The organism is Pseudomonas sp. SDO5215_S409 (assembly GCF_054071325.1).
In genome coordinates, this window is record NZ_JBSVWN010000007.1 from 103,433 (window position 1) to 125,971 (window position 22,539).

At 61.7% G+C, this 22,539-nt stretch carries 19 protein-coding genes; 18 read left to right on the forward strand and 1 reads right to left on the reverse strand.

Translation table 11 applies throughout. The features are described 5' to 3' along the window. The first annotated feature begins 38 nt into the window (after positions 1 to 38). The 18 genes from yaaA to ACW9H9_RS06205 all read left to right on the forward strand — a co-directional run bounded on the left by yaaA (position 39) and on the right by ACW9H9_RS06205 (position 21,611). On the forward strand, positions 39 to 818 hold the full coding sequence (gene yaaA, locus ACW9H9_RS06120) for a peroxide stress protein YaaA (protein WP_457342210.1): 780 nt from the start codon (positions 39 to 41) through the stop codon (positions 816 to 818). Between the two features lie 808 nt (positions 819 to 1,626). Beyond that, positions 1,627 to 2,943 carry a nucleotide sugar dehydrogenase gene (locus ACW9H9_RS06125; RefSeq protein WP_457342209.1) on the forward strand — a complete coding sequence of 439 codons (1,317 nt, stop codon included), beginning with the start codon at positions 1,627 to 1,629 and terminating at the stop codon, positions 2,941 to 2,943. Positions 2,944 to 3,028: 85 nt separating this feature from the next. Then, positions 3,029 to 4,498 (forward strand): mannuronan synthase, encoded by a 1,470-nt coding sequence (alg8, locus tag ACW9H9_RS06130; RefSeq protein ID WP_457342208.1) that lies wholly within the window; start codon positions 3,029 to 3,031, stop codon positions 4,496 to 4,498. A 38-nt stretch (positions 4,499 to 4,536) separates the two neighbouring features. Next, positions 4,537 to 5,706, forward strand: coding sequence for an HlyD family efflux transporter periplasmic adaptor subunit (locus ACW9H9_RS06135; RefSeq protein WP_457342207.1), 1,170 nt, complete (start codon positions 4,537 to 4,539; stop codon positions 5,704 to 5,706). Positions 5,707 to 5,708: 2 nt separating this feature from the next. Then, positions 5,709 to 7,100, forward strand: a complete 1,392-nt coding sequence (algK, locus tag ACW9H9_RS06140; RefSeq protein WP_457342206.1) for an alginate biosynthesis TPR repeat lipoprotein AlgK — start codon at positions 5,709 to 5,711, stop codon at positions 7,098 to 7,100. Continuing rightward, positions 7,097 to 8,554 (forward strand): alginate export family protein, encoded by a 1,458-nt coding sequence (locus ACW9H9_RS06145; protein WP_457342205.1) that lies wholly within the window; start codon positions 7,097 to 7,099, stop codon positions 8,552 to 8,554. The genes algK and ACW9H9_RS06145 overlap by 4 nt, the downstream gene beginning before the upstream one ends. Then, entirely contained in the window at positions 8,554 to 10,122 is a 1,569-nt protein-coding gene (algG, locus tag ACW9H9_RS06150; RefSeq protein WP_457342204.1) for a mannuronan 5-epimerase AlgG, read from the forward strand. Before ACW9H9_RS06145 ends, algG begins: the two co-directional genes overlap by 1 nt. 11 nt (positions 10,123 to 10,133) lie before the next feature. Beyond that, positions 10,134 to 11,582, forward strand: coding sequence for an alginate O-acetyltransferase (locus ACW9H9_RS06155; protein WP_457342303.1), 1,449 nt, complete (start codon positions 10,134 to 10,136; stop codon positions 11,580 to 11,582). Positions 11,583 to 11,590: 8 nt separating this feature from the next. Then, positions 11,591 to 12,700 (forward strand): mannuronate-specific alginate lyase, encoded by a 1,110-nt coding sequence (locus ACW9H9_RS06160; protein WP_457342203.1) that lies wholly within the window; start codon positions 11,591 to 11,593, stop codon positions 12,698 to 12,700. 128 nt (positions 12,701 to 12,828) lie between these two features. Beyond that, positions 12,829 to 14,349 (forward strand): MBOAT family O-acyltransferase, encoded by a 1,521-nt coding sequence (locus ACW9H9_RS06165; protein ID WP_457342202.1) that lies wholly within the window; start codon positions 12,829 to 12,831, stop codon positions 14,347 to 14,349. Between the two features lie 10 nt (positions 14,350 to 14,359). Then, on the forward strand, positions 14,360 to 15,532 hold the full coding sequence (locus ACW9H9_RS06170) for an alginate O-acetyltransferase (protein ID WP_457342201.1): 1,173 nt from the start codon (positions 14,360 to 14,362) through the stop codon (positions 15,530 to 15,532). 15 nt (positions 15,533 to 15,547) lie between these two features. After that, the gene (locus ACW9H9_RS06175; RefSeq protein WP_457342200.1) at positions 15,548 to 16,183 is read left to right on the forward strand and encodes an alginate O-acetyltransferase AlgF; all 636 of its coding nucleotides are present in this window, start codon (positions 15,548 to 15,550) and stop codon (positions 16,181 to 16,183) included. 60 nt (positions 16,184 to 16,243) lie between these two features. Next, positions 16,244 to 17,695 (forward strand): mannose-1-phosphate guanylyltransferase/mannose-6-phosphate isomerase, encoded by a 1,452-nt coding sequence (locus ACW9H9_RS06180; protein WP_457342198.1) that lies wholly within the window; start codon positions 16,244 to 16,246, stop codon positions 17,693 to 17,695. Between the two features lie 156 nt (positions 17,696 to 17,851). Then, positions 17,852 to 18,316 carry a multidrug transporter gene (locus tag ACW9H9_RS06185; RefSeq protein ID WP_457342197.1) on the forward strand — a complete coding sequence of 155 codons (465 nt, stop codon included), beginning with the start codon at positions 17,852 to 17,854 and terminating at the stop codon, positions 18,314 to 18,316. Between the two features lie 14 nt (positions 18,317 to 18,330). Beyond that, positions 18,331 to 19,143, forward strand: coding sequence for an SDR family oxidoreductase (locus tag ACW9H9_RS06190; RefSeq protein ID WP_457342196.1), 813 nt, complete (start codon positions 18,331 to 18,333; stop codon positions 19,141 to 19,143). Between the two features lie 91 nt (positions 19,144 to 19,234). Then, the gene (locus tag ACW9H9_RS06195; RefSeq protein WP_457342195.1) at positions 19,235 to 20,587 is read left to right on the forward strand and encodes an AAA family ATPase; all 1,353 of its coding nucleotides are present in this window, start codon (positions 19,235 to 19,237) and stop codon (positions 20,585 to 20,587) included. Continuing rightward, entirely contained in the window at positions 20,580 to 21,206 is a 627-nt protein-coding gene (locus ACW9H9_RS06200) for a TIGR02646 family protein (RefSeq protein WP_457342194.1), read from the forward strand. The genes ACW9H9_RS06195 and ACW9H9_RS06200 overlap by 8 nt, the downstream gene beginning before the upstream one ends. A gap of 15 nt (positions 21,207 to 21,221) precedes the next feature. Further along, complete coding sequence (locus ACW9H9_RS06205) at positions 21,222 to 21,611, forward strand: nuclear transport factor 2 family protein (RefSeq protein ID WP_457342193.1); 390 nt, start codon at positions 21,222 to 21,224, stop codon at positions 21,609 to 21,611. A 60-nt stretch (positions 21,612 to 21,671) separates the two neighbouring features. On the opposite strand, the gene ACW9H9_RS06210 is transcribed toward ACW9H9_RS06205, so the two are convergent. Next, the gene (locus ACW9H9_RS06210) at positions 21,672 to 22,529 is read right to left on the reverse strand and encodes an efflux RND transporter periplasmic adaptor subunit (RefSeq protein ID WP_457342192.1); all 858 of its coding nucleotides are present in this window, start codon (positions 22,527 to 22,529) and stop codon (positions 21,672 to 21,674) included. Between the last annotated feature and the right edge of the window lie 10 nt (positions 22,530 to 22,539).

A 22,539-nucleotide genomic window follows, 5' to 3' on the forward strand; every position in this document is an offset into this window, starting at 1 on the left:
CCCCCTAGAATCCCCTCACGATTACAGGAGACGACTTCATGCTGATGGTGATTTCCCCCGCCAAGACCCTCGACTTTGACACCCCACCGGCCACCTCGCGCTTCACCCAGCCGCAGTACCTGGACCATTCCCAGGAGCTGATCGAGCAATTGCGCACCCTCACGCCTGCGCAAATCAGCGAGCTGATGCACGTGTCCGACAAAATCGGCGGCCTCAACGCGGCGCGCTTCGGCAGCTGGACCCCAGCCTTCACGCCCGCCAATGCCAAGCAGGCGCTGCTGGCGTTCAAGGGTGACGTGTACACCGGCCTGAACGCCGACACCCTCAGCGACGACGGCTTCACCTACGCCCAGCAACACCTGCGCATGCTGTCGGGCCTGTACGGCCTGCTGCGCCCGCTGGACCTGATGATGCCGTACCGCCTGGAAATGGGCACCAAGCTGGCCAACGCCCGCGGCAAAGACCTGTACGCGTTCTGGGGCACGCGCCTGAGCGAATGGCTCAATGAAACGTTGGCCGAGCAAGGCGACGACGTGCTGCTCAACCTGGCGTCCAACGAGTACTTCTCGGCGGTCAAGCGCACGGCCCTGAACGCGCGCATCATCAACACCGAGTTCAAGGACCTGAAAAACGGCCAATACAAAATCATCAGTTTCTACGCCAAAAAGGCCCGGGGCATGATGAGCCGGTTTGTGCTCGACGAACGCATCAACGACCCGGCCAAACTCAAGGAGTTTGACGTGCAGGGCTACCGTTTTAACGCGCAACAGTCCACACCGGACAACCTGGTTTTTCTGCGCGACCACGCACCGGAATAACGCAGTACGTCGACAGGCTCTGCACACGTGGAGGTGGGAGCCTGCTCCCACTTCCATCCGCCTTCGCCCCTTGATTCGTCATTTATTTGGCGCCAGAAAACACACGTTTCAATTTTTAACTTTTATTTCACTCGACATCGGTAATTTTTTTTCGTAATGGCACCGCTTTTTTTAACCGTAGTGGCATAAAACTATCTCCCTCCCGCAACTCCCCGTAATGACTCGTTAAAACATACCGTGCTATCACTGTACTACCAGTGCCATCTTTTCTAATATTTCAAGAAATTTCCGGAAACAGGATGAGTGGCCAGGAACTTCGTCTTCTAGCGCCGCTCATACCACCCGTAACGATTTTATCTGTACCTGTAAGCGATAACTTACGTGACGACTTCAACACGTAGCGAAGTTGTCATCTCATGTTTAATTTTGGATTCGCTATCAACTTATTAGTTGATAGCGCCCGACCCGCCGCCAGGACGTTTGCGAACAATGACCACGCGCGGGCCCTTTTGCACAGGTTATCAATACAGACCAAGGCATTGATATTAAAGGCTTTACGTTTGCTTCTTAACCCTGAAGCCGCACTAGCGGGCGCCCCCAGCGGGGGCGTCGGCGACTTTTCAGGGCAAGTACTCATAATAAGGCCACGTTGTGCACACCTTGAGTGCAGTGTTTAAGCACTCCACTTTTTATTTTGCCAGCCCTGAAGTTACCGGCGTTTATTCGCCGCACTTATTTGTGGCTGACCGACGCCTAAAAACATGAACTCCAGCCATCTAATGGCGTGACTAACACAGAGGTAAATGCGATGCGCATCAGCATATTTGGTTTGGGTTACGTGGGTGCAGTCTGTGCCGGTTGCTTGTCTGCCCGCGGCCACGAAGTGGTCGGCGTAGACATCTCCAAGGACAAGATTGACCTGATCAACGCGGGTAAATCGCCGATTGTCGAACCGGGTCTGGGCGAGTTGTTGAGCCAGGGGATTCAAACCGGCCGACTGCGCGGTACGACTAACTTTGCCGAGGCGATCCGCGACACCGACCTGTCGATGATCTGCGTGGGCACGCCCAGCAAGAAAAACGGCGACCTGGAGCTCAACTACATCGAGTCGGTGTGCCGCGAAATCGGTTTTGTGCTGCGCGACAAAGCCACCCGTCACACCATCGTGGTGCGCAGCACCGTGTTGCCGGGCACCGTGGCCAACGTGGTCATCCCGATCCTGGAAGACTGCTCGGGCAAAAAGGCCGGTGTCGACTTTGGCGTCGCGGTCAACCCCGAGTTCCTGCGTGAAAGCACCGCCATCGCCGACTACGACCTGCCGCCCATGACCGTCATCGGTGAATTCGACACGGCCTCCGGCGACGTCCTGCAATCGCTGTACGAAGAACTCGACGCCCCGATCATCCGCAAGGACATCGCCGTGGCCGAGATGATCAAGTACACCTGCAACGTGTGGCACGCCACCAAAGTCACCTTTGCCAACGAGATCGGCAACATCGCCAAGGCCGTGGGCGTGGACGGGCGCGAAGTGATGGAAGTGGTCTGCCAGGACAAGACCCTCAACCTGTCCCAGTACTACATGCGCCCAGGCTTCGCCTTTGGCGGCTCGTGCCTGCCCAAGGACGTACGCGCCCTGACCTACCGCGCAAGCTCGCTGGACGTGGAAGCGCCGCTGCTCAACTCACTGATGCGCAGCAACGAATCCCAGGTGCAAAACGCCTTCGACATCATCAGCGGGCATGACAAACGCAAAGTCGCGCTGCTGGGCCTGAGCTTCAAGGCGGGCACCGACGACCTGCGCGAGAGCCCGCTGGTGGAACTGGCCGAGATGCTGATCGGCAAGGGCTTTGACCTGAGCATCTACGACAGCAACGTCGAATACGCCCGTGTCCACGGCGCCAACAAGGATTACATCGAAGGGAAAATCCCCCACGTGTCGTCCCTGCTCAACGCGGATTTCGACGACGTGATCAACAACTCCGACGTGATCATCCTGGGCAACCGCGACGAGAAATTCCGTGCCCTGGCCCACGACGCACCGCACGGCAAACAAGTGATCGACCTGGTCGGTTTCATGACCAAGGCCACCACGGCCAACGGTCGCGCCGAAGGGATCTGCTGGTAAGGGCAGCGCACGTTCAGAGCGGCAAGCCGCCCGTTGAAGCCGCGCGCTTGCCGCTCGCAGCTCCCCACCACCAAAGGTCACACACATGCAAAGGCTAAACCAAGCGACGGGCTGGCTATTGTTCCTGGGGTTTCTGGCGCTGCTGGCGCTGACCCTGCCCGCCAGTACGTTCGACTCCCAGTCCAAGAATTTTATTTTCCTGATTGGCGCCGTGGGCATCTGGCGCTACTCCATGGGTGCCACGCATTTCATTCGCGGCATGCTGTTTCTCTACGTGGTCTACCCGCACCTGCGGCGCAAAGTGCGCAAGCTGGGCGCATCGGCAGACCCCTCCCACGTGTTTTTGATGGTCACCAGTTTTCGCATCGATGCGCTGACCACCGCACAGGTCTACAGCTCGGTGATCCGCGAAGCCATCGAGTGCGGCTTTCCCACCACGGTGGTCTGCTCGCTGGTGGAAATGTCCGATGAACTGCTGGTGAAAAGCCTGTGGGAACGCCTGAACCCGCCCGAACGCGTCAAGCTGGATTTCGTGCGCATCGCCGGCACCGGCAAGCGCGACGGCCTGGCCTACGGCTTTCGGGCGATCTCCCGTCACCTGCCGGATGACCGCGCGGTGGTAGCCGTGATCGACGGCGACACCGTGCTCGCCGAAGGCGTGGTGCGCAAGACCGTGCCGTGGTTCCAGCTGTTCGGCAATGTCGGCGGGCTGACCACCAACGAGTTCTGCGAAGTGCGCGGCGGCTACATCATGAGCGAGTGGCACAAACTGCGCTTCGCCCAGCGCCACATCAACATGTGCTCCATGGCCCTGTCCAAGCGCGTGCTGACCATGACCGGGCGCATGTCGGTGTTTCGCGCAAGCGTGGTGACCGACCCGGGTTTTATCGCCGACGTGGAAAGCGACTCGCTGCAGCACTGGCGCCTGGGCCGCTTCAAGTTTCTCACCGGCGATGACAAGTCCAGCTGGTTCAGCCTGATGCGCCTGGGCTACGACACCTTCTACGTGCCGGACGCCGCGATCAACACCGTGGAACACCCGCCCGAAAAAAGCTTCATCAAGGCCAGCCGCAAACTGATGTTCCGCTGGTACGGCAACAACCTGCGCCAGAACTCCCGCGCCCTGGGCCTGGGCATACGCCGCCTCGGCCTGTTCACCAGCGTGGTGCTGTTCGACCAGCGCGTGTCCATGTGGACCTCGCTGCTGGGCCTCACCGTGGCCATCATCGCCAGCTTCAAGTACGGCGGCGCGTTCATCCTCGCGTACCTGCTGTGGATCGGCATCACCCGGCTGATCCTCACCCTGTTGCTGTCCTGTTCCGGGCACCGCATCGGCCCGGCTTACCCGCTGATCCTCTACTACAACCAGATCGTCGGCGCGCTGGTGAAAATCTACGTGTTCTTCCGCCTCGATCAACAGTCCTGGACCCGCCAAGACACCAAGCTGACCCGCGACCTCGCCAGTTTTCAACGTTGGTTCAACACCTGGTCGTCCCGGACCATGACCTTCTCCGCCGGCAGCGTTTTCGTGGCCGTGCTGTTGACGATGGTCTGAGCCAGCCACGCCTGAATTAACCAAGGAATTACACCGCCATGAATAGCCCCGTAAACATCAACGTTGTCCACGAATCCGAAGCCCAGCGCCAACACGCCCGGGTAAAAATCCCGGCCAAGCTGCGCTTCTTCGGCACCGACCGCACCCCGCTCGAAGCCCGGGTGCTCGACCTGTCCGCCGGTGGCCTGGCGTTCAACGCAGGCCCGCAGGCGCTGCGCGTCGGCGAGGTGCACAAGGGCCGCTTGCAGTTCGTGATCGACAACCTGGGCCTGGCCATGGACGTGGAACTGCTGATCCGCTCCTACGACCGCCAGAGCGGGCGCACCGGCTGCGAATTCCAGAACCTGGAACCCCAGGACATCGCCACCCTGCGCCACCTGATCACCTCCCATCTGGCCGGTGACATCGTGACCATGGGCGACGTGCTGGCGACCCTGCAACGGGACAACTTCACCAAAAAACGCAAGGTCAAGGACAACGGCAGCGGCATGAGCCCGCTGGGCCGCCTGCGCGCCGTCACCTTCAGCCTCGCCGCTTTTCTGGTAGGCCTGGCCGCCTTCGGGTTTGTCTTCAAGTCGGTGTACGGCATGTACTTTGTCAGCCATGCCCAGGCAGGCCTTGTGAGCGTGCCCGGCATGAACGTGACCATGCCGCGCGACGGCACCGTGCAAAGCCTGATCAAGGGCGACGCGGTCGCCGCCAAAGGCGCGCCGCTGGCCACCTTCAGCACCAGCATGCTCGACGTGCTCAAGGGCCATCTGGACGAAAACCAGCTGCAACCGGCCAAGGTGGAAGAACTGTTCGGCAAGCAAATGACCGGCACCCTGACCTCGCCCTGCGACTGCGTCGTGGCCCAGCAAATGGTTGCTGACGGCCAATACGCCAGCAAGGGTGACGTGATCTTCCAACTGGTGCCACGCGGCAGCCAGGCCAACGTGGAAGCACGCTTTACCTACCGCCAGTTCGCCGACGTACGCCCCGGCACTCGGGTCAGTTTCCAGGTGGCCGATGAAGACCAGGCCCGTACCGGCACCATCGTCAGCAGCACCAGTTTGAACAGCGCCGACCTGTCCTCTGATATCCGCGTGCAGATCAAGCCCGACACCCCGCTGGACAGCGCCTACGCCGGCCGCCCCGTGGAAGTGACCAGCGACCGTGGCCCCTCGCTCAACTGGCTGATCGACAAAGCCATGGCCGCAGGTCTTTAACCATGAGCGCCCTTCGATCCTTGCCGGTTCCGTTGGCGCTGGCCATCGCCCTGGCGGGCTGCGCCGGTCTGCCCGACCAGCGCCTGGCCAACGAGGCCCTCAAGCGCGGTGACACTGCCACCGCGCAGCACAACTATCAGCAGTTGGCCGAACTGGGTTACAGCGACGCCCAAGTGGGCCTCGCCGACATCCAGGTGAGCACCCGCGACCCCGCGCAAATCCAGCAGGCCGAAGCCACGTACCGTGCCGCCGCCGACACCTCCAGCCGCGCCCAGGCGCGCCTGGGCCGGTTGCTGGTGGCCAAGCCCGGCGCCAGCACCGCCGAGCACCACGAGGCGCAAGCCCTGCTGAAAAAAGCCGCGGCCCAGGGCGAAGGCAATACCCTGATCCCGCTGGCCATGCTGTACCTGCAATACCCGCACGACTTCCCGGGCATCGACGCCCAGCAGCAGATCACCCAATGGCGCGCCGCCGGCAACCCGGAAGCGGGCCTGGCGCAAATACTGCTCTACCGCACCCAGGGCACCTACGACCAACACCTGGACGAGGTAGAACGCACCTGCAAGGCGGCGCTCGCCAGCACCGACATCTGCTACGTGGAACTGGCCACCGTCTACCAGAAACGCGGCCAGCCCGACCGCCAGGCCGACCTGCTCAAACAGCTGCAGGCGGGCCAGGCGCGCGGCACCGTCACCGCGCAGCGTGTGGACAGCGTGGCCCGCGTCTTGGCCGACGCCAGCCTGGGCACCCCCGACGAAAAAACCGCCCAGTCGCTGCTGGAAAACATCGCCCCCGGCTACCCGGCGGCCTGGGTGAGCCTGGCGCAATTGCTCTATGACTTCCCGCAACTGGGCGACGTGGACCAGATGATGCAGTACCTGGACAACGGCCGCGCCGCCGACCAGCCCCGCGCCGAACTGCTGCTGGGCAAGCTCTACTACGAGGGCAAATGGGTGCCCGCCGACGCCCAGGCGGCCGAGGCGCATTTTGAAAAGGCGCTGGGCAAGGAAGTCGCCGCCGACTACTACCTGGGCCAGATCTACCGCCGGGGCTACCTGGGCAAGGTCTATTCGCAAAAGGCCCTGGACCACCTGCTGACCGCGGCGCGCAACGGCCAGAACAGTGCCGATTTTGCCCTCGCCCAGCTGTTTTCCCAAGGCAAGGGCACCCGGCCCGACCCGCTCAACGCCTATGTGTTCAGCCAACTGGCCAAGGCGCAGAACACCCCGCAAGCAGAGGAACTGGCTGCCCAGCTGGAAGAGCAATTGCCGCCCGCCCAACGCGCCGAAGGCCAACGCCTGGTGCAACAGGAACTGGCCGCCCGGGGCACCCTGGCCCAAAGCGCGCTGCAACTGCACGCCCTGCAAGAAGAAGACGGCGAGGAATCCCTATGAAGCTCAACCCATTCGTCAAGGCCGGTATCGGCCTGACCTTCGCCTTGCTGTGGTCTTGCCCCACCCTGGCGGCGCTGACCGAACAGAAGAACTTTGGCCTGGAAGTGAAAATCACCGGCCAATCCGAAGACGACCGCGACCTGGGCACCCAGCCCGGCGGTGACGTGAACGGCATCGGCCTGGACCTGCGCCCGTGGGCCTATGGCGAAAGCGGCAACTGGAGCGCCTACGCGATGGGCCAGGCGGTGACCTCCAGCGACATCATCGAAACCGACACCCTGCAACCCAGCGACGACGCCCAGCCGTCGAGCAACGACGACCGCACGCCCAAGAAAAACTACCTGGCCCTGCGTGAGTTCTGGGTGGGTTACAGCGGTTTCACCCCCTACCCCGGCGAGATCCTCAAGTTCGGCCGCCAACGCCTGCGCAATGACGACGGGCAATGGCGCGACACCAACATCGAAGCGCTGAACTGGACCTTCGACACCACCCTGCTCAAGGCCAATGTGGGCGTCGCCGAACGTTTCAGCGAATACCGCACCGACCTCAAGGAACTGTCCCCCACAGACAAGGACCGCCAGCACCTCTACGCCGACGCGTCCTACCAGTGGACCCCGGGCCAGTGGGTGGGCCTTCGCGCCCATCACACCCATGACAACGGCAAGCTCGACTACCCCCAGGCGGGCGTGGCCACCGACCCGTTGGACAAGCGCGAAAACGGCGACCTGACCTGGCTCGGCCTGGAGGCCAACAGCGATGCCTACAACTGGCGCAACACCCACACCGTCAACTACTGGGCCAGCCTCACCGGCATGAACGGCAAGCGCGACACCGTCGACGGCCCCGCCAGCAAACGCAGCGACAACGCCGACGGCTGGGCCACCGACCTGGGCGTGCGCCTGCGCCTGGACCCGCAATGGCAAGTAGGCGCGGCGTATTCGCGCGCCAGCGCCCATTACGAGCAGAACGGTCTGCAGAGCAACCGCTCCAATTGGACCGGTACCCAGTCGCGCGTGCATCGCTTGGGCGAAGCGTTTCGCGGCGAAATGAACAACCTGCAGGCCGCCACGCTGTTCGGCGCCTGGCAGCTGCGCGAGGACTACGACGCCAGCCTTGTGTACCACAAGTTCTGGCGCGTGGACGGCAACAAGCCGGTGGGCAGCAACGGCATCGACGCGGTGCAGAACACCACCGACGACGTCACCGGCGCGATCTTGTCCAGCACCTCCTTGCCGCTGGAAGACGGCAAAAAAGACCTCGGCCAAGAGATGGACCTGGTGGTCACCAAGTACTTCAAGCAAGGCCTGCTGCCGGCCGCGCTGAGCCAGTCGATCGATGAGCCTTCGGCGCTGGTGCGCTTTCGCGGCGGCGTGTTCAAGCCGGGCGATGCCTACGGCAAACAGGTCGATTCGTACATGCACCGCGCCTTTATCGACGTGATCTGGCGATTCTGATGGGAGCCTGCGCAATGAATGCTCAAAGCCTGCTGATGGCCGCCCTCGTCCTGGCCAGCGCCACCGCGTTTGCCGACACACCCGCCAAGGCGCCGACCCTCGCCAAGGAACTGCAACAGGCCAAGACCTACACCATTTCCAGCCCCGATACGGCGCCGCTGGACATGCCCAAGCCGGCCCTGCCGGACGTGTCGGGCTACACGGCGGCGGCCGTGGCCAAGAAAATCGTGCGCACCCGAACCGGCAAGGTCAGCGTACGCCGCATAATGCAGGAAGACGCCTTGAAGGACTTCATCGGCGGCGACAACAAGATGGCCGAATGGGTGGTGCGCCAGCACGGCATCCCCCAGGCGATCTTTATCGATGACGGCTACCTGAACCTCAAGGACCTGCTCAACAAAGTGCCCAAGCAGTACCTGAGCGAAACCGCGCCGGGGGTGTTCCTGGCCAGGCTGCCGATCGTGGTCGGGCGCAAGGGCATCCTGGAAATCGACAAACAGACCCAGGAGTTGCGCCTGTCCCAGGAGGCCGGCTCGTTTCTGATCAACGACGGCCAGCTGTTTGTGCGCGACACCAGGATCACGGGCTGGCGCGAGAAAACCAATGGCCCGGCGACGTTCCAGTCGCCCAAGGAATTTCGCCCGTTCCTGCTGGCCTGGGGCGGCACCCAGACGTACATCGCCAACAGCCAGATGGCCAGTTTCGGCTACGCCAACAGCAAGTCCTACGGGGTGAGTATTTCCCAGTACACGCCCAACATGGCCAAGGTGCTCAAGCGCGCCGAGCCCACCGGCTGGATCGTGGACTCCGAGTTCTCGGACATGTGGTACGGCTTCTACTGCTACGAAACCAGCGGGTTCGTGATCAAGGGCAACACCTACAAAGACAACATCGTCTACGGCATCGACCCCCACGACCGCTCCCACGGCCTGATCATCACGGACAACACCGTGTACGGCACCAAGAAGAAGCACGGCATCATCATTTCCCGGGAAGTGAACGACAGCTTCATCTTCAACAACCGCAGTTTCGACAACCACCTGTCGGGCCTGGTGATCGACCGCAACAGCGTGAACAACCTGGTGGCCGACAACGAGATCTACCGCAACCACACTGACGGCATCACCCTCTACGAGAGCGCCGACAACCTGCTGTGGGGCAACCAGGTAATCGCCAACAAACGCCACGGCATCCGCATCCGCAACAGCGTGAACATTCGCCTGTACGAAAACGTGGCGATGGCCAACGGGCTGACCGGCGTCTACGGCCACATCAAGGACTTGACCGACACCGACCGCGACATCGCCCTGGACCCGTTCGACGCCCAGGTGTCGCTGATCGTGGTCGGCGGGCAACTGGCGGCCAACGGCAGCGGCCCCTTGTCCATCGACTCGCCGTTGAGCATCGAGCTGTATCGCGTGGCGATGCTCGCGCCGACCAAAACCAGCGGGATCAGCTTCGCCGGGATATTGGGCGAGCGCCAGGAAGAGATACTTGACCTGCTGGTGCGCCAGCGCAAAGCCGTGCTGATCGACCCCGTCGAACGCCAGACCCAACTGCAGGACTGAGGATGACCCTTATGCACCCCCACATGATCAAACTGCTCAGCCTCTCGGGTTTGACCCTGGGCCTGCTCGCCGCCAGCCAGGGCGTGCGCGCCGACGCGGTACAGGCCCCGCAGTTCACCGCCCAGCCGTGCTGCAGCCTGTGCCCGGCCGCGTATGACGCCAGGAACTACACCACCCGCTACCAGCAGAACTTCACCACGCTGGTGCAGGCCCAGGGCGACTGGCTGTTTCGCACCCAGGAAGACCTGCGCACCGAGTTCGACACCTCCCCCGCCGGCTACAAACGCATGCAGCAGTTGCACGATGCATTCAAGAGCAAGGGCGTGGAACTGGTGGTGGTCTACCAGCCCACCCGTGGCCTGGTAAACCGCAACAAACTCAACCCGCAGGAAAAAGCCGCGTTCGATTTCGACAAGGCACTGGGCAACTACAAGGCCATGCTCGGCCGCTTCGCCAAGATGGGCTACGTGGTGCCGGACCTGTCGCCGCTCACCGACGAGCAACTGCCGGACGAGTTGCCCGCCCATGACTTTTACTTTCGCGGCGACCAGCACTGGACCCCGTACGGTGCTCAGCGCACGGCAAAAATCGTCGGCGCCAAAGTCCGCCAAATGCCCGAATTCGCCGACATCCCCCAGCGCGAATTCGAGACGAAAAAGTCCGGGCGCATGGGCAAGACCGGCACCCTGCACAACATGGCCGGCCAACTGTGCGGCACCAGCTACGCGATCCAGTACATGGACCAGTTCAGCACCGAGCCCAAAGGCGAGGCGGCCGACGGCGACCTGTTCGGCGACGCGGGCAACCCGCAGATTACCCTGGTGGGCACCAGCCACAGCGGCAAGAACTACAACTTCGCAGGTTTTCTGGAACAGGAAATCGGCGCCGACATCCTCAACGTGGCCTTTCCCGGCGGCGGCCTGGAAGGCTCGATGATCCAGTACCTGGGCAGCGACGAGTTCCAGAAGTCGCCGCCCAAGATCCTTATCTGGGAATTCTCGCCGCTGTATCGCCTCGACCAGGAAACCATCTACCGCCAAATGATGGCGCTGCTGGACAACGGCTGCGAAGGCAAGCCTGCGCAGATGAGCGCTCGCACCGCGCTCAAGCCCGGCAAGAACGAATTGATGGTCAACAGCAAAAACATGGACCTGCGCAACAGCAGCCATCAGGTCGACATCCGCTTCGCCGACCCGTCGGTGAAAACCCTGCAAGCCACCCTCTGGTACATGAACGGGCGCCACGAGGACATCAAGCTCGAAAAACCCGAAACATCCGACACCGACGCTCGTTTCGCCTTTGAACTGCGCACCGACGAAGACTGGGCCTCGCAAAACCTGCTGGCCGTGGAAGTCCAGGGCCCCGAGGCAGGCCAGGCCGCGCAAAAGGTCGAAGCGAAAATTTGCACACGCAATGTGTTCCCGGGCAGCGGTCAGCGCACCGCTTCACTGGGGCAATGAGGGCACCTATGCACAAGCTATTGATCCCCACGTTACTGGGCCTTGCGGTCTGCGCAGGTGCGGCGAACGCCGCCGCGCCGCTGCGCCCGCCCCAGGGCTATTTCGCCCCGGTGGAGGCGTTCAAGACCGGCGACTTCAAGAATGACTGCGACGCCATGCCCGCGCCCTACACCGGCTCGCTGCAATTTCGCAGCAAGTACGAAGGCTCGGACAAGGCCCGCGCCACGCTGAACGTGCAGTCCGAAAAAGCCTTTCGCGACAGCACCGCCGACATCACCAAGCTGGAAAAAGACACCAGCAAACGCGTGATGCAGTTCATGCGCGACGGGCGCCCGGAGCAGCTGACGTGCACCTTGAACTGGCTCACCAGCTGGGCCAAGGCCGATGCGTTGATGTCCAAGGACTTCAACCACACCGGCAAGTCCATGCGCAAATGGGCGCTGGGCAGCATGGCCTCGGCCTATGTGCGCCTGAAGTTTTCCGACTCGCACCCGCTGGCCAGCCACCCGCAGGAAGCGCAGGTGATCGAAGCCTGGTTCAACAAACTGGCCGACCAAGTGGTGAGCGACTGGGACAACCTGCCGCTGGACAAAACCAACAACCATTCCTACTGGGCCGCGTGGTCGGTGATGGCAACGTCCATCGCCACCAACCGCCGCGACCTGTTCGACTGGGCAGTGAAGGAATACAAAGTCGGCGCCAACCAGGTCGACGCCCAGGGCTTCTTGCCCAACGAACTCAAGCGCCAGCAACGGGCGTTGGCGTACCACAACTACGCGTTGCCGCCGCTGTCGATGATCGCAAGCTTCGCGCTGGTCAACGGCGTGGACCTGCGCCAGGAAAACAACAGCGCCCTCAAGCGCCTGGGCGACAAGGTGCTGGCCGGGGTGAAAGACCCGGACCTGTTCGAGCAGAAAAACGGCAAAGAGCAGGACATGAAGGACTTGAAAGAGGCCATGAAATTCGCCTGGCTCGAACCCTTCTGCACCCTCTACACCTGCGCGCCCGACGTGGTGGAGCGCAAGCACGGCATGCAGCCGTTCAAGACGTTCCGCCTGGGCGGCGACCTGACCAAGGTCTACGACCCGGCGCATGAAAAAGGCAACAAAGGTTCCTAAGGGCACCGAACACCCCTGTGGTGGGCAGTGGCCCACCACAAAAAAGTGGCATCGCCCCCTCACGCACATCGTGGGGGGGTTGGGGGGGCTGTAGCCCTTGACTGTTGGTTAAACATGGAGAGATCGGGATGGTTTTCTCGTCCAATGTGTTCCTGTTCCTGTTCTTGCCGATCTTTCTCGGCATGTACTACTTGAGCGGGCAACGCTATCGCAACCTGCTGCTGCTGGTTGCCAGCTACGTGTTCTACGCCTGGTGGCGGGTGGACTTTCTGGCGCTGTTCGCCGCCGTGACCCTGTGGAACTACTGGATCGGCCTCAAGGTGGGCGCCGCCGGTGTGCGCACCCGCCCTGCCCAGCGCTGGCTGCTGCTGGGCGTGGCCGTGGACCTGTGCATCCTGGGCTACTTCAAGTACGCCAACTTCGGCGTCGACAGCATCAATATGATGATGAAGTCGCTGGGCCTGGAGCCGTTCATCCTCACCCACGTGCTGCTGCCCATCGGGATCTCGTTCTACATCTTCGAGTCCATCAGCTACATCATCGACGTGTACCGCGGCGACACCCCGGCCACCCGCAACCTGATCGACTTCGCAGCCTTCGTGGCGATCTTCCCGCACCTGATCGCCGGCCCCGTGCTGCGCTTTCGCGACCTGGCCGAGCAGTTCAACCACCGCACCCACACCCTGGACAAGTTCTCCGAAGGCTGCACGCGGTTCATGCAGGGGTTCATCAAAAAGGTGTTCATCGCCGACACCCTGGCGGTGGTGGCCGACCACTGCTTTGCCCTGCAACACCCCACCACCGGCGATGCCTGGCTGGGCGCGCTGGCGTACACCGCGCAGCTGTATTTCGACTTTTCCGGCTACAGCGACATGGCCATCGGCCTGGGCCTGATGATGGGGTTTCGCTTCATGGAAAACTTCAAGCAACCCTACATCAGCCAGTCGATCACCGAGTTCTGGCGGCGCTGGCACATCAGCCTGTCCACCTGGCTGCGCGACTACCTCTACATCACCCTGGGCGGCAACCGCCAAGGCACGCTGACCACCTACCGCAACCTGTTCTTGACCATGTTACTGGGCGGCCTGTGGCACGGCGCGAACATCACCTACATCGTGTGGGGCGCCTGGCATGGCCTGTGGCTGGCGATTGAAAAAGCCCTCGGCCTGAACACCTCGCCACGGCGCTTCAACCCGATCCGCTGGGCCCTGACGTTCCTGCTGGTGGTGATGGGCTGGGTGATCTTTCGCGCCGAAAACCTGCACGTGGCCGGGCGCATGTACGGCGCGATGTTCAGTTTTGGCGACTGGTCGCTGTCGGAACTCAACCGCGCCAGCCTTACCGGCCTGCAAGTGGCAACGCTGGTGGTGGCCTACGCGACGCTGGCGTTCTTTGGCCTGCAGGCCTTTTACCGCAACCGTCCGGCCACGCAAGACCCGAGCCTGATCAAAGCCGTCCCGGGGGGCGCCCCCGGCAGCCTGCATCAACCGGGTTTCAGCGTGGGCCGCGAAGCGGCCGTGCAACCGGCCTACTGGACCGCCGACTGGCCCCGCTACGCCCTGCGCGCCACGGTGCTGGTGCTGTTCGTGGCGTCGATTTTCAAACTGTCGGCGCAGAGTTTCTCGCCGTTCCTTTACTTCCAGTTCTGAGGGAGCCGACATGACCCGTTCATTCCGCGTGCTCTACATCGCCCTGTTCCTGGCCCTGCTGCTGGTGATGGGCCTGTGGTCGATGCGCAGCTTCTTTGGCTTCTCCACCCCGGCCGAGGCCACCGTGCTCAACGGTCGCTGGACCAAGGTGGTAGAGACGCACTACGACGACCAGTTCCCGATCAAGCGCCTGGGCACCAACCTGTGGGCGGCGCTGGACCTCAAGCTGTTCAACGAAGGTCGCCCCGGCGTAGTGCTGGGCCGCGATCACTGGCTGTACAGCGATGAGGAATTCAACCCCAGCGTCAACGAAGAGCAGAACCTGCAAGGCAACTACGCGCTGGTGGAAGGCGTGCGCCAGACCCTCAAGGCCCACGGTGTGCAACTGGTGATGGCCATCGTGCCCGCCAAAGTGCGCCTGTACCCCGAGCACCTGGGTGACGTGCGCCCGGCGCGCATTCATCAAAACCTGTATCAGGACTTCCACGCCCGCGTGGCCGCCGACCGGATCATCGCCCCCGACCTGCTCGGCCCGCTGCAACAGGCCAAGCTGAACGGCGAGCAAGTGTTCCTGCGCACCGATACCCACTGGACCCCGGACGGCGCCGAGATCGCCGCCCGGCAACTGGCCGACACCATCAGCGCCCAAGCCCCGCTCAGCGGCGCGCCGCAGCGGTTTGTCACTGAGGCGGAAAAAACCGAGCCGCACAAGGGCGATCTGCGCCTGTTCCTGCCGTTGGACCCGCTGTTCGAAAACCTGATGCCGCCCAAGGAGCCGTTGCAAAAACGCGTGACACACCTGGCCCAGGCCGGGGGTGAGGAGGCGCTGTTCGCCGACAGCGAAATACCGGTGGCCCTGGTGGGCACCAGCTACAGCGCCAACCCCAACTGGAACTTCGTGGGCGCGCTCAAGCAGGCGCTGCACAGCGACGTGATCAATTATTCCGAAGACGGCCACGGCCCCATCCTGCCGATGCTCGGCTACCTCAACAGCGACGACTTCAAGCACAACCCGCCCCAAGTGCTGATCTGGGAATTCCCGGAACGTTATCTGCCCGTCAACAACGAAATCGGCGACGCCGACCCGCAGTGGGTCGCGCAGCTCAAACAAGCCGGTGCGCGCCCGCAAAACATGGCAAGCAACACCCCCACATCCGAGACGCCCACCCGGGCGCACAACTGAACGAGAGGTCCTCCCATGACATTCACTAAAACCCTGGCCCTGGCGGCCGGTATCAGCGTGGTTTCGATGTCTGCCCTGGCCGGTGGCGACGCCGCGCTCTACGGCCCCGTGGCCCCCAAAGGCTCAAGCTTCGTGCGGGTGTACAACGCCAGCAGCCAGGAAGTCAGCGCCACCGTCGGCACCACCAACCTGAGCGACATCGCCCCCCTGGCCAGCAGCGACTTCAGCTTCATGCCCGGCGGCGACTACAGCGCCAAGGTCGGCAGCCAGACCACCACGGTCAAGCTTGCGCCCGACCACTACTACACCCTGGTCAACAGCGGCGCGGGCCAGCCGCAGTTGATCGAAGAACCGCCGTTCAAGAACAAGCAGAAATCCTTGGTGCGGGTACAGAACCTCACTGACAGGGCGCTGAGCCTGAAGACCGCCGACGGCAAGACCGACGTGGTCAAGGCCGTGGCCCCCAAAAGCCTGGGCGAGCGCGAGATCAACCCGGTGAAGGTGAGCCTGGCGCTGTATGCCGGCGACACCAAAGTCGGCGATGTAAAACCGGTGGCCCTGGAACGCGGTGAGGCCGCCGTGCTGTACGTCACCGGCTCAGGCACCAGCTTGTCGCCCGTGTGGGTGAAACGGCCGGTGGCGACGCGCTGACCGCGGCGTTCACTTGCAGCCTTGGGCTTCCTAACTTCTCTTTACTGAAGGAACTACTTCATGATTCCAGTCATTCTTTCCGGCGGTAGCGGCTCGCGTCTTTGGCCTTTGTCGCGCAAGCAGTTCCCCAAGCAGTTCCTGGCCCTGACCGGCGAGCACACGCTGTTCCAGCAAACCCTGGAACGCCTGGTGTTTGAAGGCATGGACGCGCCGATTGTGGTCTGTAACAAGGACCACCGGTTCATCGTCAACGAACAGCTGGCGGCGCGCAAACTCGACACCCAGCGCATCCTGATGGAGCCGTTCGGGCGCAACACCGCGCCCGCCGTGGCGTTGACCGCCATGATGCTGGTCAACGAAGGCCGCGACGAGCTGATGCTGGTGCTGCCCGCCGACCATGTGATCGACGATCAAAAAGCCCTGCAACGCGCCCTGGCCCTGGCCACCATCGCGGCCGAACGGGGCGAGATGGTGCTGTTTGGCGTGCCCGCCACCCGCCCCGAAACCGGCTATGGCTACATCAAATCCACCAACGATTCGTTGCTGCCCGAAGGCGTGAGCCGTGTGCAGCAGTTCGTGGAAAAACCCGATGAAAAGCGCGCCGTCGAGTTCGTCAAGCACGGCGGTTATTACTGGAACAGCGGCATGTTCCTGTTCCGCGCCAGCCGCTTCCTGGAGGAGCTGAAAAAACACGACCCGGACATCTACGACACCTGCGTGCTGACCCTGGAGCGCAGCGAGCAGACGCCCGACACCATCACCTTTGACGAAGCCACATTTGCCTGCTGCCCCGACAACTCGATCGACTACTCGGTGATGGAAAAAACCCAACTGGCCTGCGTGGTGCCACTCAGCGCGGGCTGGAGCGATGTGGGCTGCTGGGCGTCGCTGTGGAGCGTCAACGACAAGGACGCCAACGGCAACGTGAGCAAGGGCGACGTGGTGATCCAGGACAGCAAGAACTGCATGATCCACGGCAACGGCAAGCTGGTGTCGGTGATCGGCCTGGAAAACATCGTGGTGGTGGAAACCAAGGACGCGATGATGATTGCCCACAAGGACAAGGTCCAGGGCGTGAAGCAGATGGTCGCCACCCTCAACGAACAGGGCCGCAGCGAAACCCAGAACCACTGCGAGGTGTACCGGCCGTGGGGCTCGTACGACTCGGTGGACATGGGCGGGCGCTTCCAGGTCAAGCACATCTCGGTCAAGCCAGGGGCGTGCCTGTCGCTGCAGATGCACCACCACCGCGCCGAACACTGGATCGTGGTGAGCGGCACGGCCGAGGTCACTTGTGACGAAAATGTGTTTTTGCTCACCGAAAACCAGTCGACCTACATCCCAATCGCGTCGGTGCACCGCCTGCGCAACCCGGGCAAGATCGCGCTGGAAATCATCGAGGTGCAGTCGGGCAGTTATCTGGGTGAAGACGACATCGAACGCTTCGAAGACATCTACGGACGCTCCACGCCGATCGAACGTGGCATTTCGGTGAAAACTATCGCGCAATAAAAGAGTCGTACAAGAAGCCCCCGTCCAGCCGACTGCGTCCCCTATCCGCAGCCGGTTGGGCGGGGGCTTTTTTTGCCTGCCGCCCGCGCGCACCGCAAGGTGGCCAATCCCACCTACGCTGGTAGGATGCTCGTTCCTATTTTGAAGGTGGTCGTCATGTTCTTTGGTGTGTTGCTGATCATCACCTGGTTGATCCTGCTGCTGCGCTACCCGGCCAAAGCCTTGCCGGTGTCGCTCGCGGCGGCGGTCGGCCTGGGCCTGGTGGCGGTGTGGGTGGTGTGGCTGGACAACCGCGAGGCCCAACAACTGGCACGCCTGGAGCTGCGCATCACCTACGCCCCGCAGGAATGCCCGGCCGACCGGCCGCTCAAACTGGTGCTGAACAACGGCAACGACGTGCCGCTGACCGAACTGCGCTGGCGCGTGGCCGCGTATGCCCCGGGCGACACGGTCAACCTGGCCGACAACGTGTACGCCGCCCCCCGCTACCGTGGCCCCGGCGAATTGCAGGCCGGTGCGACCTGGGACGACTGCCTGCCCGCCCCACCGCTGCGCCCGGGCTACCGCGCGCAAACCCTGGAATTTCGCGCCGAACACCTGCAAGGCGGTTTTTCGGACTGACAAAGGATTGATGCATGCCCAACGTACTGATCACCGGCTGCTCCAGCGGCATCGGCCGCGCCCTGGCCGATGCCTTCAAGGCCGCAGGCTACGAAGTGTGGGCCAGCGCCCGCCGCACCCACGACGTCATCGCCCTGACCGAAGCGGGCTTTAACGCGGTACAACTGGACGTCAACGACCCGCTGGCCCTTGAACAACTGGCCGCGCAACTGGGCGAGCTGGACGTTTTAGTCAACAACGCCGGTTACGGCGCCATGGGCCCGCTGCTCGACGGCGGCACCGAGGCCCTGCAACGCCAGTTTGAAACCAACGTGTTCGCCCTCGTCGGCGTGACCCGTGCCCTGTTCCCCGCCCTGCGCCGCCGCAAGGGCCTGGTGGTGAACATCGGCAGCGTCTCGGGCGTGCTAGTCACCCCGTTCGCCGGCGCCTACTGCGCCTCCAAAGCCGCCGTACACGCCATCAGCGATGCGCTGCGCATGGAACTGGCGCCATTCGGCGTGCGGGTGATGGAAGTACAGCCCGGCGCCATCGACACCCACTTTGCCAAAAATGCCGGCGCCCAGGCCGAACGGCTGATCGGCGAACACTCGCCCTGGTGGCCGATGCGCGAAGGCATCCGCGCACGCAGCCAGGCCTCCCAAAACAAACCCACCCCGGCCCACGCCTTTGCCGCCGACGTGCTCAAGGCCGCGCAACACCCCAAGCCCCCCCGCCTGCTGCGCTCGGGCAACGGCAGCCGAGCGCTGCCTTTGCTGGCGGCGCTGCTGCCCAAGGGGGTGTTGGAGTGGGTGTTGAAAAAGCGGTTTGGGCTCCAAAGGATGTTATAAGCCGCGATTAGGCTCACCTACCAAAAATCAGGATGAGTGCCATAATCGCCGCCTGTATCTCGAAACCGACTGGCCCTAAAAGGGTAATGCGATGGAAATCAGAAAAATACGACTGCAAAATGTCGGTCGTTTTAACGACCTTGAAGTCGCCTTTGCCCCCACCCAAACGCACCCGTCGAAGGTCACGGCGTTAATCGGAAACAACGGTTCAGGCAAAACGACATTATTGAAATCGTTGGCGACGTCGTTAAGTTGGTTTGTGGAAAATCTTCGTACGCAGGCTGGTCGCGGTAATGCGATTGATCAAGACCTGATCCACAACGGCGCTGTAACAGCGGCTATTGAAATTGAAATATGCTCGTTAGCGACAAGTGCCCGAGATAACGATGCCAACTTTTCATGGAGCCTGACGAAAACGCTCCAGGGTCGCAAAGTGCTCGCCCGAAGTCATCTTGCACAGGCGCAACGCTTGGCGGACTTTTATAAAGATACGTTGACACTGATTGATGGCAACGTGTCTTTACCCCTGATTGCTTACTACCCCGTAGAACGGTCTGTCCTGAGTATTCCCCTGGTTTCGGCAAAAAAAATCAAAATTGACCAACTCAATGGGTACGATAAATCCTTAAACAGCGGCGTCAATTTCAGTCTTTTTTTTGAATGGTTCCGCGACCGTGAAGATATAGAAAACGAACGTGGCATCTCTTCATTGGCGATGTCAGAACTGTCTAAAAAGCTGGATAAAGATGCAGCGCTCTGGAAGGAAATTGAAGCGGTCAACGCACTGTCTCGCGACATTCAGCTCACCGCTGTGCGCAACGCTATTTCTATGTTTATGCCAGGGTTCAGCAATCTTCGCGTCATACGTCACCCTCATTTGCATATGATGATCGACAAATCAGGGCAGCCTTTTAGCGTCACGCAATTGTCCCAAGGTGAACGATCATTGCTGGCACTCGTCGGCGACATTGCCCGACGTCTCGCCATCCTGAATCCGGCACTCGAAAATCCGCTTCATGGTACGGGCGTCGTGTTGGTGGACGAGATTGATCTGCACCTGCACCCAAAATGGCAACGACGCCTTATCCATCAACTCACCGAAACCTTCCCCAACTGCCAGTTCATCCTGACGACCCACTCCCCGTTGGTCATCAGCGACACCAAGGACGTGCTGTGCTACGTGCTTGACGACGGCGAGTTGCAAGAGCGCAACGGCCTCTATGGATTGGACGCGAACCAAGTACTGCTTGACGTGATGGACACGGATGTACGTAACAGCGAAGTTCAAGCCCGTCTGGACCGTTTGCTGGAGCTACTGCAAGACAAAGAACTGAAAGAAGCCAAGAGGCTCTTTGAAGAACTGTCCGCCGACTTGCCACCTGGCCATATCGAACTGACCAAAGCCGCTCTCCTGATCCGTAAACTGGAGCTGCGCAGTGCGTAAAATTACCAAGACCGATGAACCTGCCGCACTGACTCAATGGAAGCGAAACAACCCTCGGGGCCGGTATGCGGACTTGACCCATGAAGTAAGAGCGCCCATCCGCCAAGCCTGCATTGAAGAACAGCACGGCCTGTGCGCTTATTGCTGCCATGCAATCACATTCGATACCGCTCATAACGAACATGTCGACGCCCAGGACGGTGCTCAACATCGCACCTTGGATTACGCCAACATGGTCGCCAGTTGCAACCATGCCAGACAGTGCGGCAAAGCCCATGGGCATCAGATTCTGCCACTGACCGCGTTGATGGAAGAGTGCGAAACGGAGCTGAAATTCTACCTGTCCGGTCGGGTTGAAGGATTGAGCCCAAGGGCCGTCACTTCCATTCGGGTACTGAACTTGGGTGACTGTCGCGAAAACAACCGAGCGTTATTCAGTGCGCGAAAAGCCATCCTGGACACACTGCTTTTTGAGTACGGCATGGAGGACGATCTTGAGGTAACGGATAGCGATCTGTTGACGGCATTAGTAGAGGACTTAAAACAGCCTGATGCCAACAATCGCCTTAAACCTTGTTCTCCTGTCCTGGTGAATGTCATCAGCCACTTTAACGTCTGATACCGAGTACACACGATGATTGATCACAACGATTTTTTTGAAGCAGTCATCCAGACCCACATCGAGATCGAGCAATGGTTCTCAGGCGTCGCCCCCGAGGGCACGCTGGACACCTTGCTCGCGCGTTTCTCGCCCGCGTTCACGATGATCGCCCCGGCCACCGGCACGCGGGTCAATGCATTTGGCCTCAAGGCGCTGTTTACCCGGCTTGGCGGCCAGCGGCCGGGGCTCAAAATTACCTTGAGCGAGCTGGAGAGTCTTGGCGAAAACCTGGTGACCTACCGTGAATACCAAGTGGACGCCAGCGGCACCCGCACCGACCGGCGCGCCACGGCGGTGTTCGAACGCCAGGCCGACGGTCGCGTGCTGTGGCGCCACCTGCATGAAACCTACTGCCAGGCCTGATGCTGCGGGCACACGCGATTAACCCGGTGGAGGCTGGCGCGGCTGCACTCCCCACGCGCATCACCGGTTTTCGTTGACGATCACCGTGCAGGTGATGCCCGCCGCCAGCAGCACGCCGTCCGGCACTTCATCGATGTGAATCCGCACCGGCACGCGCTGGGCCAGGCGTACCCAGTTGAAGGTTGGGTTCACATCGGCGATCAGTTCGCGGCTTTCGGGGTTGTCGCGGTCGTAAATGCCGCGTGAGATGCTTTCTACGTGCCCCTTGAGCGTCTCGCCGCTCATGAGTTGCAGGTCGGCCTTGTCACCGACTTTGACGTGCGGCAGCTTGGTTTCTTCAAAAAACCCGTAGACCCAGAACGAGTGGCTATCGACCACCGCCATCTTTGCCTCGCCGATGCGCGCGTAGTCGCCACGGTGCACGTTAAGGTTGGTGACGTAGCCGTCCACGGCCGCCAGCACGTGGGTGCGCTTGAGGTTCAGTTCGGCGGCCTCCAGTTGCGCCTGGGCCTGTTGATACTCGGCCAGCGCGACGTCGGCGATGTTACTGGCGTCTTCGCGGCTTTCCTTGGAGATCACCAGCGCATCGAGGTCTGCGCGGCGGCTGGCGTTGACCTTGCGCATCGCCCAGGTGGCCTTGCGCGAGGCCACCAGCGCCTGGGCCTGTTTGACGGCCAGCTGGTAGTGCTCGGGGTCGATCTGCATCAGCAAATCGCCTTTTTTCACCCACTGGTTGTCACGTACCGGCACGTCGACCACCACCCCTGTGACGTCGGCCGCCACGTTGATGACATCGGCACGCACCCGGCCATCGCGGGTCCACGGCGATTGCATGTACTGCACCCATAAAAGGCGGCCGATCCAGATCGCCAGGGCCAGGACCAACAGGGTGGCGAGCAGGCTGAAAAACTTTTTCATCGGGGCATTC